The 18,471-nt window shown below is 65.6% G+C and carries 19 protein-coding genes; 8 read left to right on the forward strand and 11 right to left on the reverse strand.

Annotation, left to right across the window (positions count from 1 at the left end):
- Window positions 1–108: 108 nt before the first annotated feature.
- From ACN8ZM_RS09150 to ACN8ZM_RS09190, 9 genes are all read right to left on the reverse strand, one after another.
- Window positions 109–2,916, reverse strand: a complete 2,808-nt coding sequence (locus ACN8ZM_RS09150; RefSeq protein WP_043182975.1) for a TonB-dependent receptor — start codon at window positions 2,914–2,916, stop codon at window positions 109–111.
- A 348-nt stretch (window positions 2,917–3,264) separates the two neighbouring features.
- A complete protein-coding gene (locus tag ACN8ZM_RS09155; protein WP_043182976.1) occupies window positions 3,265–3,840 on the reverse strand; it encodes a helix-turn-helix domain-containing protein in 576 nt (191 codons plus the stop codon).
- A 302-nt stretch (window positions 3,841–4,142) separates the two neighbouring features.
- A complete protein-coding gene (locus tag ACN8ZM_RS09160) occupies window positions 4,143–5,333 on the reverse strand; it encodes a tetratricopeptide repeat protein (RefSeq protein WP_420209846.1) in 1,191 nt (396 codons plus the stop codon).
- Between the two features lie 16 nt (window positions 5,334–5,349).
- Window positions 5,350–5,781: an ExbD/TolR family protein gene (locus ACN8ZM_RS09165; protein WP_011352157.1), complete on the reverse strand. Its 432-nt coding sequence runs from the start codon at window positions 5,779–5,781 to the stop codon at window positions 5,350–5,352.
- Window positions 5,782–5,955: 174 nt separating this feature from the next.
- Window positions 5,956–6,378 (reverse strand): ExbD/TolR family protein, encoded by a 423-nt coding sequence (locus ACN8ZM_RS09170; RefSeq protein ID WP_011352158.1) that lies wholly within the window; start codon window positions 6,376–6,378, stop codon window positions 5,956–5,958.
- A gap of 20 nt (window positions 6,379–6,398) precedes the next feature.
- Window positions 6,399–7,313, reverse strand: coding sequence for a MotA/TolQ/ExbB proton channel family protein (locus tag ACN8ZM_RS09175; protein ID WP_043182979.1), 915 nt, complete (start codon window positions 7,311–7,313; stop codon window positions 6,399–6,401).
- Between the two features lie 86 nt (window positions 7,314–7,399).
- Window positions 7,400–8,098 carry an energy transducer TonB gene (locus ACN8ZM_RS09180; RefSeq protein ID WP_420209847.1) on the reverse strand — a complete coding sequence of 233 codons (699 nt, stop codon included), beginning with the start codon at window positions 8,096–8,098 and terminating at the stop codon, window positions 7,400–7,402.
- An 827-nt stretch (window positions 8,099–8,925) separates the two neighbouring features.
- Window positions 8,926–9,411, reverse strand: a complete 486-nt coding sequence (locus ACN8ZM_RS09185) for an aminoacyl-tRNA deacylase (protein ID WP_043183190.1) — start codon at window positions 9,409–9,411, stop codon at window positions 8,926–8,928.
- Between the two features lie 110 nt (window positions 9,412–9,521).
- The gene (locus tag ACN8ZM_RS09190; protein ID WP_043182981.1) at window positions 9,522–10,511 is read right to left on the reverse strand and encodes a cysteine synthase A; all 990 of its coding nucleotides are present in this window, start codon (window positions 10,509–10,511) and stop codon (window positions 9,522–9,524) included.
- A 143-nt stretch (window positions 10,512–10,654) separates the two neighbouring features.
- Here ACN8ZM_RS09190 and ACN8ZM_RS09195 point away from each other — a divergent pair, with 143 nt between their 5' ends.
- A complete protein-coding gene (locus ACN8ZM_RS09195) occupies window positions 10,655–11,143 on the forward strand; it encodes an adenosine-specific kinase (protein ID WP_089450552.1) in 489 nt (162 codons plus the stop codon).
- Window positions 11,144–11,371: 228 nt separating this feature from the next.
- Window positions 11,372–11,659 carry a YciI-like protein gene (locus tag ACN8ZM_RS09200; protein ID WP_043182983.1) on the forward strand — a complete coding sequence of 96 codons (288 nt, stop codon included), beginning with the start codon at window positions 11,372–11,374 and terminating at the stop codon, window positions 11,657–11,659.
- A 13-nt stretch (window positions 11,660–11,672) separates the two neighbouring features.
- On the opposite strand, the gene corA is transcribed toward ACN8ZM_RS09200, so the two are convergent.
- On the reverse strand, window positions 11,673–12,650 hold the full coding sequence (gene corA / locus ACN8ZM_RS09205) for a magnesium/cobalt transporter CorA (protein WP_089450554.1): 978 nt from the start codon (window positions 12,648–12,650) through the stop codon (window positions 11,673–11,675).
- A 179-nt stretch (window positions 12,651–12,829) separates the two neighbouring features.
- Here corA and cydX point away from each other — a divergent pair, with 179 nt between their 5' ends.
- Together cydX and ACN8ZM_RS09215 are read left to right on the forward strand one after the other, a co-directional pair.
- Window positions 12,830–12,976, forward strand: coding sequence for a cytochrome bd-I oxidase subunit CydX (gene cydX / locus ACN8ZM_RS09210; RefSeq protein ID WP_043182986.1), 147 nt, complete (start codon window positions 12,830–12,832; stop codon window positions 12,974–12,976).
- Window positions 12,973–13,590 (forward strand): AAA family ATPase, encoded by a 618-nt coding sequence (locus ACN8ZM_RS09215; protein WP_043182988.1) that lies wholly within the window; start codon window positions 12,973–12,975, stop codon window positions 13,588–13,590. The genes cydX and ACN8ZM_RS09215 overlap by 4 nt, the downstream gene beginning before the upstream one ends.
- Window positions 13,591–13,686: 96 nt before the next feature.
- Here the strand turns inward: ACN8ZM_RS09215 and ACN8ZM_RS09220 are convergent, their stop codons facing one another.
- Window positions 13,687–14,787: a saccharopine dehydrogenase family protein gene (locus tag ACN8ZM_RS09220; RefSeq protein ID WP_043182990.1), complete on the reverse strand. Its 1,101-nt coding sequence runs from the start codon at window positions 14,785–14,787 to the stop codon at window positions 13,687–13,689.
- A 248-nt stretch (window positions 14,788–15,035) separates the two neighbouring features.
- Here ACN8ZM_RS09220 and ACN8ZM_RS09225 point away from each other — a divergent pair, with 248 nt between their 5' ends.
- From ACN8ZM_RS09225 to ACN8ZM_RS09240, 4 genes are all read left to right on the forward strand, one after another.
- Entirely contained in the window at window positions 15,036–15,818 is a 783-nt protein-coding gene (locus ACN8ZM_RS09225) for a hypothetical protein (RefSeq protein ID WP_420209848.1), read from the forward strand.
- A gap of 56 nt (window positions 15,819–15,874) precedes the next feature.
- Entirely contained in the window at window positions 15,875–16,315 is a 441-nt protein-coding gene (locus tag ACN8ZM_RS09230) for a hypothetical protein (protein WP_043182993.1), read from the forward strand.
- An 87-nt stretch (window positions 16,316–16,402) separates the two neighbouring features.
- Window positions 16,403–17,068, forward strand: a complete 666-nt coding sequence (locus ACN8ZM_RS09235) for a response regulator (RefSeq protein ID WP_420209849.1) — start codon at window positions 16,403–16,405, stop codon at window positions 17,066–17,068.
- Window positions 17,044–18,468, forward strand: a complete 1,425-nt coding sequence (locus ACN8ZM_RS09240; protein WP_420209850.1) for a sensor histidine kinase — start codon at window positions 17,044–17,046, stop codon at window positions 18,466–18,468. The genes ACN8ZM_RS09235 and ACN8ZM_RS09240 overlap by 25 nt, the downstream gene beginning before the upstream one ends.
- The last annotated feature ends 3 nt before the right edge of the window (window positions 18,469–18,471 follow it).

Here is an 18,471-nt window from a genome sequence, read left to right on the forward strand (position 1 = left end):
TCCCGGTTGCGGGCCGTCGTGGCGCCAGGCGAAAAAAGGCCGCTCCGAAAAGGGGGTAGTGGACGTGGAGCGGCCGGTCTAAAGCCTGTCAGTGCATCGCGATCGCCATCAGAACTTGTACGTCGCGCCGATCTGCGCGAACCGGCCGATATACGAATACACCGACGTGTCGTACCCGCTCTGGTCCAGCGTGCCGTTCGCGAAGATCGGGTCGTACGGCGGCGTGCGGTTGAAGAGGTTGTTGATCCCGCCGTAGATCGTCCAGTTCTTGAAGCCGGTGTACGACATCATCAGGTTGAACTGGCTGTACGAACCGACCTTCGACGGCGCGGGCGCCGGCGTGAGGTTCTGTGCGTACGGGCCCGTGAACTGCCACGTCAGCGCCGCATCGAACTTCCGGTAGTTCCAGTCCAGCGTCGTGTTGCCGCGCCAGCGCGGGAAGCTGCCGCCGAACGGCTGCGTGATCGTGAAGTTGTTGCCCGCGCCATTGACCGGCGTACCGCCCGGGAAGCCGATCTTGTAGCTGTTGATGTACGCCCAGTCGCCCGACAGCGTGAGCGTGCCCCAGCCCTTGAGCGGCAGGCCCTGGCGGAACGTGCCTTCGAAGCCGTTCGTGTCGAGGTAGCCGAGGTTCTGGTACGGGATCACCTTGTACAGCAACTGGCCCGTCGTCGGGTCGGTCGCGATCTGCGACGGTGCGCCCTGGCCGATCACGTTGTCGATGCGGATCTTGTACCAGTCGAAGCCGAGATCCGTGTAGCGGCTCGGCGACACCTGGAAGCCGATGTTGAAGTTGCGCGTGCGTTCCGGCGCGAGGTTCGGGTTGCCGACGGTGATCGACGTGTAGTTCTGGCCGGTGGCCGGATCGACCTGGATGCCGAGCGTCTGCGACTTGCTGTCCTCGACGAAGGTCGGCGCGCGGAAGCCGCGGTTGTACGACGTATACAGCGTGAGCGCCTTGATCGGCTGGTAGCGCAACGCGAAGCGCGGCGAGAAGGCTCCGCCCACGTCCGTATAGTGGTCGTAGCGGCCCGCCTGGCTGAACGTCAGGTTCTCGAGGATCGGCACGTTGATCTGGTAATAGACGGCTGCGACGTTGCGCTGGCCATCCACCGTTTCGAGGTCCGGCGTGATGACGGCCCCGCTCATGTATTCGGCGCCCGGCGTCAGCATTTCGCTCTGGTGCGTGAACTGCGCACCGAAGCCGATGCCGACGTCGCCCGTCGGCAGATGGAACAGGTTCGGCGTCGATACCGTCGCGTCGATCGTGTCGAGCTTCGAGATGCCGAGGTTGTTCGCATTCTGATAAAGCCCGTTGAACGCGTTCGGCGTTGCCGCCGGATTCGCGAAGTTCAACGTCCCGTTCTGGTAGATGTTGTTCAGCGCATTGACGTTCAGCTGGTTCGTGAACACGTTCGACACCGTGCTCTGCGAGTGACTGACCGACGTCGCCCAGTCCCAGTCGCCGTACGGCAGCGTAAACGACCCCTTGATACCCACGGCCGCACGCCAGTAGTTGGCCCAGGTCTTCTGCGCGACCGTGTTCGGAAACGCATAGGTGAGCGGCGTGGCCGCGCCTGTCGTGTTGTACGGGTTGCTGACCGGTACCGTGAAATTGAACGGCGACAGCAGCTTCGTCTGCGGATTCCAGACGAGCGCCGGGTTCTGCGAATTGCCGATCACGTTGTTCCACAGGCCGTCGTTGGTCGTGGTCGTGTTGTAGCTCTCGAGGAAATCCGCGAACGCGGTCGTCTTGTCGTCGATCTTGAAGTCCCCGTGGAGCTTCGCGTTCAGGCGCTCGGTCATCGGCAGGATCGACGTGCTTTCGGCCGTGTTGTACGCGCAGACCGTGCCCGGCGACCCGGCCGACAACGAATTCGACACGGCCGGACGCACCGAGCCGCCGAACGGGCAGCCCCCGCTCAGCGCCTGCGCGACGCCGCCGGGCATGTTCCAGTACGACGGCGCGAGCAGCGAGAAGCCGCCCGGCTTGCCCGTGAAGTCCTGGTTGCGCGTCGAATCGCGGTCGGCCAGCGTGAAGCCGTTCGACTTGTAGTAGCTGACTGCGGCCGTCACGTTGAAGCGGTCGGCGTTCAGGTCGCCGAAGCCGCCGAGCACGCCGAACTTCACCGTGCCGTCGCCGTTACCGGCGTTGATCGCGCTGCCGAGGCTGCCGTCGAGCTGCAGGCCGCGGAAATTGTGTTTCGTGATGATGTTGACGACACCGCCGATCGCGTCCGACCCGTACTGCGACACGGCGCCCGTCTTCACGATTTCGATCCGCTCGATATCGTTGAGCGGAATCGTGTTGAGGTCGAAGAACGAGTCGACGCTGTTCGAAAAGAATGCGTACGGTGCGACGCGCTGGCCGTCGACCATCACGAGCGTGTACTTCTCGGACAGGCCGCGCAGCGCGATGCCGGCCGCGCCGGCCGCGAAATTGCCCGATTGCCCTTCGCCCCAGCTGTTCGCCGAGTTGGCCGCCGCGTCGCGCAGGAAGTCGGTGACGGTCACCGCGCCGCTGGCCTGGATTTCCTTCGGCGTGATCGTCTGCACCTGCTGGAAACCGGTCTTGTCGGCCTGCCGGATCAGCGAACCCGTCACTTCGAATCGCTTGATCTGCGCGACCTTGCCCTGCCCGTTCGCACCGGGTGCGGCGGGCGTCGCTTCGGCTGCCGCGCCTGCTGCGCCTGCTGTCGCATCGGGTGCCGCGGTGCCCGTGGCAGCGGCGGCACCCGGCGTACCGCTCGCCTGTGCAACGGTCACGGGCGCGCCGTTCGCGACCGCATCCGCGATCGCGACGGCGCCCGGCGCCGGCTGGCTCTGGGCGAACGCCGGCGGCGCCAGTGCGGCCGTCAGCGCCAGCTCCGCCCAGACTATCCTCTTGATGGCCAACGCCAAAACTCTCTGCTTCATCTCGTTCCCTCTCGCTCGTAGTAAGACCCCACCTGCTGTGCGCCGGAACCTTGTGAATTCCTTGCGCGTCCTGGGTGCCCGTGTACCGGAACCCGCGATTGCCACGCTTTCGCTGCCACGACTCGAACGGATCGGCCTCGGATCACCCGCACCATCCAGCATCACCGTCGTTTTCTATTTCGATTCGTCATACTAAACACCTACATTGAGCGCATTGCCTGCTTCCTCCCGATTCGACGGACAACGGGTTCCGTACAAGGCGAGCCTGTGCGCGCGCCTTGATGCACACCCTCCGCGGCCGATCGGGTACTTCTCCTTCGTGGCGGCTTGCCGCTGCGGCCGCCGTCGCTAGAACAGCCTGGGCGTTCCGACCCAGACGATCACCGCCTCTTCGTCGGCCGTGTTGCGCCACGCATGCGGCATCGTCGATTCGTAATGCGCGGTGTCGCCCTCGTTCAGCGTGAACGTGCAATCCTCGAGCGTCAGCGCTACCTGCCCGCGCAGGACGTAGACGAACTCCTCGCCCGCATGCGTCGTCATCTCGGACGACAACTGCCCCGCCGGCATCCGGACGAGAATCGCGTCGAGCTTGCGACCGTCCACCAGGTTCGTCAGCCTGGCAAACAGGCTGGCCGAGTTCGTGAACTGGAAATACTGCAGCGCGTTGCCCCGGCATACCGAGCGCGCCTCCGTCGGCGTATCGATGAAGTACTGCATCGTCACGCCCAGCGCCTTCGCGATCCGGACCAGCGACGTGATCGACGGCGTCGCCCGGCCGCGCTCGACTTGAGACAGGAACGGTTTCGAAATGCCGGCGATCGTCGACGTTTCGTCGAGCGTGAGTTTCAGGCGCTGGCGCAGCGCCCGGATCTTGTTGCCTAGCGACACGGCGACGAGCACCGACTCATCAGGGGGCAAAACCATGGAAAGACGGACCCTCGCAGTCGAAATCGGTTTGATGTCGTCAAGACGCGCCCCATGCCGTGACGCGACCGGCCCGGCGCGATACCCGGCTGCACGCTTCCGTGGCCTGAGAGCCACGCGCGGCGCGGCATGGCACCCGCGTCGTGCGGCCACGCAGCCCTCGCACATTTCGTTCGGTTTACTAATCAACAAGGCTGCCCCTTTCCATCGGCTGACCTGCCCGTCGTGCATCGGTGTTGTCGCGGCGGCACACCGCTTGCCGACCGCGCCCGTGTTGTGCGCCGTCGGACCCTTCCGTTGCGTTACCGGGATGCCACCACCGTCCAGAGGCGCGCGAGGTCACCGGAACCGTCGGTTCCCTTCACCGTGCGCAGTACCTGGACCGCACGCGCCTTCTGGCCGGCCACGTAGTACGCCTCGCCGAGCCGCAGTCGCGCCGCATCGGGATGCTCGATCCCGCCCTTCGCGATCGCCTGCTCCATCATCGGCAGCCCCTGCTGGGGATGGCCCTCGAAGACGAGGTTCATGCCCGTATCGATCGGCGTCGCAGGCGTCGTGGCGTCGCCGCCCGATTGCGCGCGCTTCGCGGCCAATGCCTGCAGCCGCTTCTCGCGGTCGGCCTGTGCATCCTTGCCGAGTACGCCGGACGCGAACCCCTGGTCGATCACCTGCTTGCCTTCGGCGGGCGACCCCGCCACCAGCGCGAGCTGCGTCATCTCCATGTACGCGTTCGCTGACGCGAGCGAGCCTGTCGCCCGCCGCAACCGGTAGATGTCGAGGTCGAGCGACGGCAGATAGCCGGGGGTGCCGCGAATGGCCGTGACCATTTCGTCCCAGTACGCGGGACTCGGGTGGTAGGCCACCAGCAGCCCCAGTGCGCTGCGATACGCGTTGCCGTCCTTCACTTTCTGCGCGCAGGTCGCCAGCATCTGCAACTGCCCTTCATCCGGCGCGTGTCCGCCATTCGCCTGCGCGTCCGTGCTCGCTTTCAACTGACTCACGAGCGGTGCGCAATCGTTTGACAGGTAGTACGACTGCGTGAGCAGCGTGCGCATTTCCGGATCCGATCCACCTGCCTTCAGGTAGCGCTGGGCAATCCGGATCGCGAGCGGATAGTTCTTTTGCTGGAAGTAGATGCCGGCCAGCGCCGCCGTTGTCCGCTGCTCATCCTCGCCCGACAGCCGCCCCGAATTCAGCACGGTTTCGTACGCCTGCGCAGCCGTGCCCGAGTCGCCGGCCGCCATCGCTGCCGCGCCGCGCATCTCTTCGACCATATAGGTTTCGTACGGCGTCCGGTTCGGCACGGCGGCCGCCTGGGCGATCTTGCCCAGCGCATCGCGATACTTGTGCGCCCGGTACAGCTCCTGTGCGGCCGCCAACGGCTTCGCCACGTCCGGCCGCAGCGCGTCCGCCGGCAACGCCGGGCGTCCGAGCATGCCTGCCGCGCCGAGCGCCGTCACCGCCATCATCCGTTTCCATCGTCGCTGGTTCATCGGCTCGTCCGTGTCGTCATTGCATGAACTGTTCGTTACCGATCAGGCCGATCTTGGTCGCGCCCACGCGTTGCGCGGACGCGAGCACGGCGGCCACATCCTTGTACGGCACCAGCTTGTTGGGGCGCAGATGGATCTCCGCTTGCACGGGCTCCGCCGCCACCTGGGTCAGTTTCGACTCGAGCGCCGCGCGGTCCGGCACTGGCGCACCGTTCCATGTCGTCGTGCCGTCGAAGTCGATGTCGATCTGCACGATTTCCGGCGGCGTGGCCGGCGGCGGCGGATTACCGACCGGCAGGTCCATCTTCACCGAATGCATCTGAATCGGGATCGTGATGATCAGCATGATCAGCAACACCAGCATCACGTCGATCAACGGCGTGGTGTTGATATCGACCATCACTTCCGGTTCGGCGTTGCTTCCGCCCGAAGGCACATTCATTCCCATCGTCGACTCCTGTCGATCCACGTTAGCGCTTCAGCACCCACGCAGCCCCATACATCACGGTCGACCCGCGCCGGCGCTTTTGCCCTTACACCGGCCCAGTGCGTCACCGTCAGCCAGCGTCAGTGCCTCAACCCTGCCGCCGGCCCCCTGTTTCACCCCCATTCCCGTGCGCGACTACCCCCCGCGCGCAGGCGGCTCCGTAATGAACGACAGTTTCGCAATCCCCGCGCGCTCGCACATCGTGACCACCCGGCCGATGAACTCGTAGCGCGTGTTCTGATCGCCGCGCACGTGGACGCTCGGCTGCGGCTGCTGCTGCGACACGCCCTTCAGCTTCGCAAGCAGCGTCTGTGCGTCCACCAGCTGCTCGCCCCAGAAGAAATCACCGTCGCGGTTCACCGCGATCTCGATGCTCTTCGGTGTCGTCTGCAGCGGCTGCACCGTCTCCTTCGGCAGCTGAAGCTGGATCGTGTGCGTCACGACCGGAATCGTGATCAGGAAGATGATCAGCAACACCAGCATCACGTCGACGAGCGGCGTCGTGTTGATGTTGGCGATCACCTCGTCGCTATCGTCCTGCCCGACGTTCATGGCCATCGCGCGTCTCCGTCAGCCGATCAGTTCGCAAGCGACGCGGCTGCCGGCGACGCCGCCGCGCGCACCGGGCGCCGATTGCCGGCCAGCAGCACCGTATGCAGTTGCGCGCCGAAGTTGCGGACCCGCTCCATCACCGACTTGTTGCGCCGGACCAGGAAGTTGTAGCCGAGCACCGCCGGCACCGCGACGGCGAGGCCGATCGCGGTCATGATGAGCGCCTCGCCCACCGGGCCCGCGACCTTGTCGATCGACGCCTGGCCGGCAATGCCGATGGCCGTCAGTGCGTGATAGATCCCCCAGACCGTGCCGAACAGCCCGACGAACGGCGCGGTGGAGCCCACCGTGGCGAGGAAGGCCAGCCCGTCCTGCATCCGGTTCGACACGTTCGTGATCGAGCGCTCGACCGAGACGTCGATCCACGTGTTGCGGTCCACCGCTTCCAGCAGCGCGTCTTCATGGTGCTCGCCGGCCTCGATCGCCGTTTCGGCGATGAACCGGAACGGCGACGCCTCGTCGAGCAGCTTGGCGCCCTCGGCCAGCGACGGCGCGGACCAGAGCTGCGCGTCCGCCAGCTTCGCGCGGCGATTCGCGCGCAACTGTTCCACGAACTTCGTGATCATGATGTACCAGCTTCCCATCGACATGATCACCAGCAGGATCAGCACGAAACGGGCGACGAAGTCGCCGTTCTTCCATAGCGCGCCGAGCCCGTACGGATTCTCGACCGCTTCCGTCGTGGCCGGCGCAGGCGGCGGAGCCGGCTCGGCAGCGGCCGGAGCCGGGGCCGGTGCGGCCGACGGCGCCGCGGCCTGCGCCGATGTGCCGGCCGCGCCGCTTGCCTGCGCATGGGCGAGCTGCGGCGCAACGAACCCGTCGATTGCGGCGACGGACATCAGGATGCTTGCCGCCAGCGCGGCCAGTGAACGCTTCGTCATTCCCCACTCCAATTATTTCGGTGAACTTAATACGTCAGTTCGAGATGGTTTTCCCCGGCCCGGTTCGCGCCGGGCCGCCCACTGCATCAATTCAGATTGAACGAGAACGGTACCTGGACCCGCACCGACTGGCCCTGCGCGACACACTTGAATCGTTTCACGGTGTTGTAGGCCGCGCGATCGAGGATCGGATCCGCCGACTGCGCCACGCGCTCGTTCGTGATGTTCCCTTCCGCATCCACGACGAACTCGATCGTCACGTCGCCCGTGATGTTGTTTTCCTGCGCTTCCTTCGGATACTGGATCGACGCGCGAAGCGTGTCCGAATTCGGGCAGACCACACCTACGTCATGGCTGACGGGCTTGGCCGGGGCCGGAGGCGCCACGACCGGCACCTGCACGGCCGGCGCGGACGGTACCGGGGCCGACTGGTGCGTGATCGTCGCCTGCGGCGGCGCCTGCACCGGCACTTCCGGCGGCGGGACGAACGGCGGCGGCGGCGGCGCGAATTTCGGCGGCGGGAGTTTGACCACGGGCATCGGCGGTGGCGGCGGTGGCTTGACCGGCTCGATGATGCGGGTTTCGATCGGATGCTGGATCACCTGCACGACTTTCGTCGCGAGGCCGTTGAGCAGCGCGTAGATCAGCACTGCATGCAGCACCAGGACGATTCCGATGCCACCGAACCGGCGCACCGGATTCTGTTGCTTCTTGCCGAACTCTCGCGGACGGCCCAGCGTAGCCAGTCCGCTGTTCGACGTAACCAGACGTTCTTCGACTTTCATGCCCACCATCCCATCCCCCAAGCGATTCGCCCAGTTTCGGATTGCTGCCGGCGGCGAAGCCAGGTCGGCATCGCCACCGCATCAACCCGAACATTTCATTTCAAATTCAATTAGCAATCCGAATTGAAAGAATTGCATTCGAATTCCAATTCATTCTTTTTCAAGGAATCGTTCCGGCCGGCGCGGCCCGGCATTGAACCGGAAAACCACGCGCCTGCACGGTCAGGCAATTGTCAGCTGAGCGGGCGGCACCTCGCGTTTCGCATGACGGTTCGCCGTTCGTTACACGGTGATGTCATTTGTGCCGTTCACTTGGGAGCAGAAGATAGCAAGGAAAAAATTTTGACGTCAAACTTTATTTGATACCCGAATACAAAGTTTGGAGGGTTTATTCAAATAATATTCCAGTAAGCACAAATCAAACTTTTATTATTAAAACAGTAATTTAATTGTATGGATATATGCAAAATAGGATATTAAGCCGATTCAACATAAATATCGGCATATTTCCCGCGCTGCACCAAAATGAGCCGTCCGGGAAGGGAGCGGCAGGGTGTGCGCCCTCGCCTCGTCGACGTCCGCACCGGTCGCCCGATACGCTTGTCGACCGCATCGAGCTGGTCTACACCGCTTCCTAAAAACGTCCGAAGCAGCATCGATATCCAGGCAGTTAATCTGCAATACGATACAAATTTCAGCCTGAACTCACCCTCACCAGGCAATCAAAATAGTTTCGTACATCGAATTAACTGTCTCGCGACACACCCCATCCCCCGACACGCAGCGTTGTCACACGCGCATCGCCCCGTACCCACGCGCCGCGCACGTCAGGACTGCATGCCCTGCATCTTGTGCGAGAAATGCGCGCGCTCGGCCGTCTCCATCAGCATCAGGAATTCATCCTGCATCATGTGGATCAGCGCTTCGTGGTCGCCGGCCTCGAAATAGACTTCCGGCTGCTGCGCGAGACGTTCCTCGAGAAACGTCTTCATTCCGTACGCCATGCAAACCGGCGGCAGCGCACCCATGTCGCAATCCTTGAACAGCTCGCGCAGTTCGACCTCCCGGGCGAGCACGAGATGGCGTCCCGTCTTCACCCAGAGATCCGACAGGCGCACGGCATATGTGGTCGGCAATACGGCGGCGACGTAGCCTTCGTCGTCTTCAAGGAGCACGGTTTTCGCGAGGCGATCGCCGGGAATATGCGCGGCAGCGGCCGTCTCCATGCTCGTATGGCTATAGGGGTGGTACACCACTTCGTACCGCGATGACTTCTGACGCAGGCAATCCTGCAGGGTGGCTGACACAGGCATGGCACACCTCGTCTGAACGATCGGGCGAACGAAGTTCGCTCCGGATTCGTTCAGCATAGGTCGCATTCGGGCGGATGGAAATCCTCGCCTCTCCCGCGCCGCACACTGGCTCAACTCCAGGGTTCCGTCCCCGGGTCCAGCCCCTTTTCGCGCAGCCATTCCCGATTGAAAAGCCGCGCGCGATAGATGTCGCCGCGGTCGCACAGCAAGGTCACGATCGTGTGCCCCGGGCCCATCCGGCCGGCCAGCCAGACCGCCGCCGCGACGTTGATGCCGCTCGATCCGCCGACGTACAGCCCTTCCTCGCGCAGCAGCCGGTAGACCATCGTCACGCACTGCTGATCGTCGATCCGCACGGCGTCGTCGATCGGCGTGCCCGCCAGGTTCTCGGTGACGCGCGTCGATCCGATGCCTTCGGTGATCGAGCTGCCTTCCGCACCGAGGTCGCCCGTTTTCACGTAGCCATAGAGCCCGCTGCCGTGCGGGTCGGCCAGCACGATCCGGACGTCGGGATTCTGCTCTTTCAGATAACGGCTCACGCCGGCCAGCGTGCCGCCCGTTCCGGTCGCGCAGACGAACGCATCGATCGTGCCCGCCGTATCGCGCCAGATTTCGGGCCCGGTCGTCTCGTAGTGCGCCTGACGATTGACGACGTTGTCGAACTGATTGGCCCACACGGCGTTGTCGAGTTCGTCCGCGAGCCGCCCGGCAATCTTCTGATAGTTGTTCGGGTCACGGTAGGGCGCCGCCGGTACCGGGCGTACCTCGGCGCCGAGCGTGCGCAGGATCGCCATCTTGTCCGGCGATTGCGTGTCGGGAATCACGATCACGCAGCGATAGCCGCGCGCCGCGCAGATGTGCGCGAGACCGATGCCGGTGTTGCCCGCCGTGCCCTCGACGACGGTGCCGCCCGGCTTCAGCACGCCGCGCCGCTCGGCATCGCGGATGATGTAGAGTGCCGCGCGGTCCTTCACCGACCCGCCCGGATTCATGAATTCCGCCTTACCCAGGATCTCGCAGCCCGTCTCGGCGCTGAGCTTCGTCAGGCGAATCAGCGGCGTGCGCCCCACGCAGTCGACGAAGCCTTGTCGCACGTCCATGTCTGCCTCCGTTGCCTTCGCGCAGCGCGCGCCACACACAACGAAGGATAGGCCGCCCGCGCGGCTTTCGTCGCCGGCCGCCGCGTATTAAGCTTGAAGAGCCCATTGCGGCGCACGCGCCGCATCGCGAGACGAGGTCCGCCATGCTGCAACTGCAAACCGTTGCCGTCGACAAGCCCGAGACCGTGAATTTCATCCTCGGCCAGTCGCATTTCATCAAGTCCGTCGAGGACATCCACGAGGCGCTGGTCGGCACCGTGCCCGGCATCCGCTTCGGGCTCGCCTTCTGCGAGGCCTCGGGCAAGCGGCTGGTGCGCCACTCCGGCACCGATGCGGCGCTCGTCGAACTGGCATGCCGCAACGCCAGTGCGATCGGCGCCGGTCACGCGTTCATCGTGTTCCTCGGCGACGGGTTCTATCCGGTCAACGTCCTCAATGCGATCAAGGCCGTGCCGGAGGTCTGCCGGATCTATTGCGCCACCGCGAACCCGACCGACGTGATCGTCGCGGAAACCGCGCAAGGACGCGGGATCGTCGGCGTCGTCGACGGCTTTGGGCCGCTCGGTGTCGAAAATGACGACGACGTCCGCTGGCGCAAGGAACTGCTGCGCACGATCGGCTACAAGGCGTAGGAACCGGCCGCCGGCGCCGGCCTGTAGACCTGGCTGCATCGAAGGCGCGTTGCGGCCGGGATTTCAGGACGGCTGGCGCCCAGACCGTTAGTTGCGTTTATCGGCACGAACGCGCGCCGCCGCCCCTGTCGTGCCGCTACCGTCCGCCTGCCCTATACTGCCCGCAGCAGACTGACCGACGGCGCGCTGACACACCCACCGGCCGCCGCGATTCCTACCGGAGCCACCATGCATTACCAGTTGATCTACGAACTCGTCGACGATTACCTGTCCCGTCGCGAACCGTTCCGCGCCCAGCACCTCGCGCTGGCACAGGCCGCGACCGAGCGCGGCGAGCTCGTGCTCGCCGGCGCGCTGTCGGACCCGGCCGACCAGGCCGTGCTCGTGTTCGAAGGGGATTCGCCCGAGGCGGCCGAGTCGTTCGCACGCGCCGATCCGTACGTGCAGAACGGCGTCGTGAAATCGTGGCGCGTGCGTCCGTGGCAAGTCGTGATCGGCAAGCACGCGCCGCGCTAGGCGCGACGCGGGACTACAGCCACCCTGCCCGCTTGAATCGCCACCACAGCGCGAAATCGGCGACGACCATCACGGCGATACAGCCGTAGAAACCGTATTTCAGGTGCAGTTCGGGCATGTTCGCGAAGTTCATCCCGTAGATGCCGGCGATCATCGTCGGGATCGCGAACAGCGCGGCGAACGAGCCGAGCCGCTTCGTCACTTCGCTTTCGGCCAGCGAGATCATCCCGAGATTGACCTGGATCGCCGTGACCACCATCTCGCGCCGCCCTTCGATCGTCTTCACGATCCGCTGCAAATGGTCGTACACGTCGCGAAAGTACGGCTCCATGCCGCTGCAGACCTGCGGAATGCGCCCGCCGGTGAGCTTCGCGAGCGGCTCGATCAACGGCGCCGTGTGCTGGTACAGCATCACGAGCCGGCGCTTCAGCGAATAGAGATCCTCGATGATCGCGCGCGACGACGCGGGCGTGGCCTTCGCGAAGATGCGGTCCTCGAGTGCCTCGAGTTCGGTGCCGAGCGTTTCGAGGATCGGGAAATAGCGGTCGACGACCTGGTCCATCAGCGCGTAGAACACGAATGCCGAGCCTTCCTGGAGCAGATGCGGCTCGCGCTCGCAACGCTTGCGCACGTCGCGAAAATCCTGCTCGGTATGGTTGCGGATCGACAGCACATAGTTCGGTCCGACGAACACGTTCAACTCGCCGACATTCAATTCATCGTCGTCGTCCAGTTCGACCATATGCAGCACCGCGAACAGCGAATCGCCATACTCCTCGATCTTCGGTCGCTGATGCCCCTTGCGGGCATCCTCGAGCGCCAGTTCGTGCAGCCCGAACTCCTCGCCCATCAGGTCGAGTTCGGCAGGCGTCGGATCCTTCAGCGCGACCCACACGAAGCACTCGGGCTTCGACACGTAGTCGCTGATGGCGTCGATATCGATGTCGGCCAGCTTGCGGCCGTCCTGGTATGCAGCACAGTTGATCAGCATGTTGTCCGTGATGTTGCGGTTTGCGCATCAGTTTACCGGTTTGCTGCGCAGGCGGCCCGGCTTGCGCGGCACGGCGATATTGGTCATGATCGGGCTGCATGCACCGCAGCATGCGTATCGGGACACTTCGAACCACACGCCGCACGGCCGTGCGGCCCAACCGTCAAGGAGACAGACCCATGTGGTATTTCTCGTGGATACTCGGCATCGGCGTGGCGCTCGGCTTCGGCATCATCAACGCGATGTGGCTGGAAGCGGAAGTCTTCTCGCGCGGCGACAAGCGCAACGGCGCGTCGAGCCCGCGGTCGGGAGGCAAGGCTTCGTGACGCATCTGGTGTTCTTCTGCGGTCACGCCGGCACCGGCAAGACCACGCTCGCGAAGCGGCTCATCGGGCCGCTGATGCGCGCGACCGGCGAGGCGTTCTGCCTGCTCGACAAGGACACGCTGTACGGCCGCTACAGCTCGGCCGCGATGGGCGCGCTCACCGAGGATCCGAACGACCGCGACAGCCCGCTCTACCTGAAGCACCTGCGCGATCCCGAATACCAGGGCCTGCTCGACACGGCCCGTGAAAATCTCGCGCTCGGCATCGGCGCACTCGTCGTCGGCCCGCTGTCGCGCGAAGTGCGCGATCGCCGCATTCTCGACCGCGCGTGGCTCGGCATTGCGCCCGACGTCACGCTGACGGTCGTCTGGGTTCACACGTCGGAAGACGTCGCGCACCAGCGGATCGTCGCGCGCGGCAACCCGAACGATGCCTACAAGCTCGCGCACTGGGACGAATACCGGCAGCGCCGCTTCGTGCCGACCGGCCACGAATGCGACGGCATCGTGATGTTCGACAACACCGCCCCCTCCGACAAGGACGTCGATGCGCTGCTGTACCGCATCGCGCCGCCTCCGCCGGCGGCAACGATCGTCCCGCCGCTGCCGGCCTGACCGGCCCTTCTGTTTCGTTACCCGCAAAAAACAACGCCGGAAGCGCTGCTGCGCTCCCGGCGTCGTAAGGCCCTCGTGCCGGAGGTTGGCGGGTGGTCAGGCCACCGCGTGCGCACGCTCCATCGTGCCGCCCTCGTACAGCTTGCCGAAGCGGTTCGACAGGAACGCCTTCAGCGACACCTTTTCCTGCGGGATGAAACCGCTCTGCGGCAGCTTCTTCTCGCGGAACAGATCCAGCACCGCGCACATCGCGCCGGCCGTCGTGATCTGGATCGCGCTCATGTGCATCCCGCACACGTCCTTCGCGAAGATCTTGCGCGTGAACACGTCCTGCACCAGCTGGCCGTCCTTCACACCCGTCACCGTGATGAACACCAGCACGACGTCCTGCTTCGTCGACGGCACGGCACGGCGCATGATCGACTTCAGCGTGTCGCGGTCGGTCGACAGGCGCAGGTCCTCGAGCAGGAACTGCACGAGATCGCGGTGGCCCGGATAGCGCACCGACTTGTAGTCGAGCGTCTCGACCTTGCCCGACAGCGTTTCGCACAGGGTACCGAGGCCGCCCGACGTGTTGAACGCTTCGTATTCGGTACCGTCGAGCGAGAAGTGCTCGAGGCCTTCGAGCGGCTGCACCCACTGCTTGCGGCCGTCGCGGATCGCTTCGCACGGCTGGCAGTATTCGTTGATCAGGCCGTCGACGCTCCACGTCAGGTTGTACTTCAGCGCGTTGGTCGGATACTCGGGCAGCGCGCCGACGCGCATCTTCACGTCACGCACTTCGCTGAAGCCGTTCACGAGCTCGTGTGCGGCGAGACCGATGAAGCCCGGTGCCAGGCCGCACTGCGGCATGAACGCACGGTCGGAGCCTTCGGCCAGTTCGCGGATCGCGTGGGTCGCGCGGACGTCTTCGGTCAGGTCGAAGTAGTGGACGCCGGCAGCCTTCGCAGCGGCGGCAACGTTGACCGCGAGGTAGTAAGGCAGCGCGTTGACGAGCGCATCGAAGCCCTTCACTGCTTCGCGAATCGCGTTCGCGTCGGCCGAATCGACCCGTTGCGTCGCGATGCCTTCACGCGACAGCTTCGCAAGCGCATCCGCATCGCGGTCGAACGCGACGACTTCGTAGTCGCCCGTTTCACGCAGCATGTGAGCAATGGTGTGGCCGATCAGACCTGCGCCGACGATGGCGATTTTCATGCGCTTATCTCCTGATGATGGGTTGGTGTTGTGAACGGCGTTGAGCCATGAACACAGTTTAGGGACGCTCAAAATCAGTTCCAAGACGAAGAATGATGCGAAACGACCGATAATTTCGACGCTTCGACGACACATTTCGTCGAAACGTCGAAACGACGCTTTTTTCCCGCTGCCGGCCTCGCTATGGCTGGCCTAAGTCTTCCGTTTCAGACTGCATGCCGACCACCCGATCGCCAAGGAGGCATCGCATGCAATCCCTGTCCGTCAACCGCACGTCGCACTGGCTGAACAAGGTGCCCGACGTCGCGCTCTCGTTCTGGATCATCAAGATCATGTCGACCACGGTCGGCGAAACCGGCGCGGACTTTCTCGCGGTCAACGCGGGGCTCGGCCAGACCGTCACGCGCATCGCGATGGCGGCGCTGCTCGCAGTCGCGCTGTGGCTGCAGTTGCGCACGCGCCGCTACGTGCCGTGGATCTACTGGCTCACGGTGGTGCTGGTCAGCATCGTCGGCACGCAGATCACCGACCTGCTCACCGACGGCCTGAACGTCAGCCTCTATGCGAGCACCGCCGCGTTTGCCGTCGCGCTCGCCGCGATCTTCTTCGTGTGGCATCGCGTCGAAGGCACGCTGTCGATCGAGACGATCGTCACGCCGCGGCGCGAGCTGTTCTATTGGGCCGCGATCCTCTGCACGTTCGCGCTCGGCACCGCCGCGGGCGATCTCGCGACCGAGGCGCTCGGGCTCGGCTTCACGCTCGGCGCGCTGTGCTTCGGCGCGTTGATCGCGGCCGTGTTCGCGATGTGGCGGCTCGGCGTCAACGCCGTGCTGACGTTCTGGATCGCCTACATCCTGACGCGCCCGTTCGGCGCGTCGCTCGGCGACCTGCTCACGCAGGCCCGCACCTATGGCGGGCTCGGCTTCGGCGCCGCATGGACGAGCCTGCTGTTCCTGACCGTGATCGTGTTGCTCGTCGCCGTCGCGCAGTTCGGCAGCGGCCCGCGCACGCGCGCCGGGTCCGCCGAATGACGCTCTTTCCTTTCCGTTCTTTCCGTACTTTCCGTTCATCGAATCGAGGACACGCCATGCGCATCCCCCATCCCGTTTCCCGTCTCGCCGTTGCCGCAGCCACGATTGCCCTGTTGAGCGCCGCCGCCGGCTGTTCGAAGCAGCAGGATGCGAACGCATCGAGCTCGCTGCCCGCCTCGGCCGCAGCGTCGCCGGCAGCGGCCCACGCATCGAAGCTCGGCGACCTGTCGCAATTCCGCACGATCGCCGTCGACGTGAACGCGCTCGTCGCCAAGGGCGACCTGCCCGGCGCGAAAACGCGCATCAAGGATCTCGAGATCGCGTGGGACTCGGCCGAAGCCGGTCTCAAGCCGCGCGCCGCCGCCGACTGGCACATGGTCGACCAGGAAATCGACCGCGCGCTTTCCGCGCTGCGCGCCGACCATCCGACCCAGGCCGATTCGGCCGCCGCGATGAAGAGCCTGCTCGCGGCCCTCGACCGGTTCAGCGGCAAATGAGGATTGCCGCGCGCGCGACACGCGACGCGTGACGCCCGCGCGGGAATCGCATACGCTGGCGGCGTTTGCGCGGCACGGAGAACACGCATGCGAATACTGCTCGTCGAAGACGACCCGATGATCGGCGAGGCCGTCCATGCCGCGCTGAAGGATGCGTCATACGCCACCGACTGGGTCACCGACGGCGCGCACGCGTTGACCGCGTTCGCCGCGCAGCCCTACGACCTGATCCTGCTCGACCTCGGCCTGCCCGGCCGCGACGGGCTCGACGTGCTGGCCGCCATCCGCGCGAAGGACGCCAGCGCACCGCTGCTGATCGTCACGGCCCGCGACGGGCTCGACGATCGCCTGCGCGGCCTCGACGGCGGCGCCGACGACTACATCGTGAAGCCGTTCGAGATGGCCGAGCTGCTCGCGCGGATCCGCGTCGCGATCCGGCGCCGGGCCGGCTCGGCCGCGCCGCTGCTGAGCAACGGGATCGTGTCGCTCGATCCGGCGACGCGCGAGGCCACCGTCGACGGGCACGCGCCGGTGCCGCTGTCGAATCGCGAATTCTCGCTGCTGCGCGCGCTGCTGGTGCGCCCGGGCGCGATCCTGTCGCGGCGCGAGCTCGAGGATCGCCTGTACGGCTGGGGCGAGGAAGTCGAAAGCAACGCGGTCGAATTCCTGATCCATTCGCTGCGCCGCAAGCTCGGCAGCACCGTGATCAAGAACGTCAGGGGGGCGGGATGGATGGTTTCAAGAAACGCCTGAGCGAGTCGATCGGGTTTCGCCTGTCGGTCGCGCTGTCGGCCGCAATCCTGGTCGTCGCGACGGCCGCAGCCGCGTTCGCGTTTTCATCGGCATTCGACGAAGCGCACGAGCTGCAGGACGACGTGCTGCGCGAGGTCGCGACGCTGCTCGACCGCCAGCGCGCGCCGTCGCTCCATGCCGCCGCCGGCGGGCCGGCGCGCGAAAGCGACGAGCTGTCGCGCGTGTTCGTGCAGCCGCTCGGCGGCGCACCGCAACCGGGCGGCGACGGCGCGCCGCGGCTGGCGCTGGCGCCGACGCTCGCCGACGGGCTGCATACGGTCGAAGCCGGCGGCAGCACGTATCGCGTGATGGTCCGGACCTTCGCGAACGGCGAGCGCATCGCGGTCGCGCAGGAAGCCGGCATGCGCGACGACGTCGCACGCGAAAGCGCGTGGCGCACCGCGTTGCCGCTGCTGATCCTCGTCCCGATCCTGCTGCTGCTCGTCGCCGATCTCGTGCGCAAGCTGTTCCGCCCGGTCGCCGCGCTGTCCGCCGGCATCGATGCGCGCGACGAGCACGACCTGCGCCCGGTGCCGGCCGATCGCGTGCCGGTCGAGGTGCGGCCGTTCGTCGTCGCGATCAACCGGATGCTCGAGCGTGTCGCGCAGTCGGTCGCCGCGCAGCGCCGCTTCGTCGCCGATGCCGCACACGAACTGCGCTCGCCGCTCACGGCGATGTCGCTGCAGGCCGAGCGCCTCGCCGATGCCGACCTGCCGGACGATGCGCGTGCGCGGCTCGCCGCGCTGCGCGGCGGGCTCGACCGCAGCCGCCACCTGATCGGGCAACTGCTCGCACTCGCACGGGCGCAAAGCGCGCCAGCGGCGCCGCCCGGCGACGTGTCGGTGCATGCGGTCTATCGCCGCGTGCTGGAAGACCTGATGCCGCTCGCCGATGCGAAAACCCTCGACATCGGCATCGAAGACGGCCCGGACATCTCCGTGCCCGTCGACGAGCTCGAACTCGTGTCGCTCGTGATGAACCTGGTCGACAACGCGATCCGCTACACGCCGCCGGGCGGACGCGTGGACCTGTCGACGCAACGCACGGACACGCACGCGTGCGTGACGATCACCGACACCGGGCCGGGCATCGCGCCGCACGAACGCGAGCGCGTGTTCGATCCGTTCTACCGGGTGCCCGGCAGCGCGCAGATCGGCTCCGGGCTCGGCCTGTCGATCGTGAAGATCGTCGCGGACCGGATGGGCGCAGACGTCACGCTCGCATATGCGGACGACGCGGCATCGCGCGGCTTGCGCATCTCGGTGCGGATTCCGCTTGCGCGTCCGCCTGGCGCGGCGCACCACGACGGCCGTACCGATACGCCGGCGCAGCACGCACGGCACGACGGACACCGCGCTTGACGC

The sequence above is a fragment of the Burkholderia aenigmatica genome, from assembly GCF_048627025.1.
GTDB classification, from domain to species: Bacteria; Pseudomonadota; Gammaproteobacteria; order Burkholderiales; family Burkholderiaceae; genus Burkholderia; species Burkholderia aenigmatica.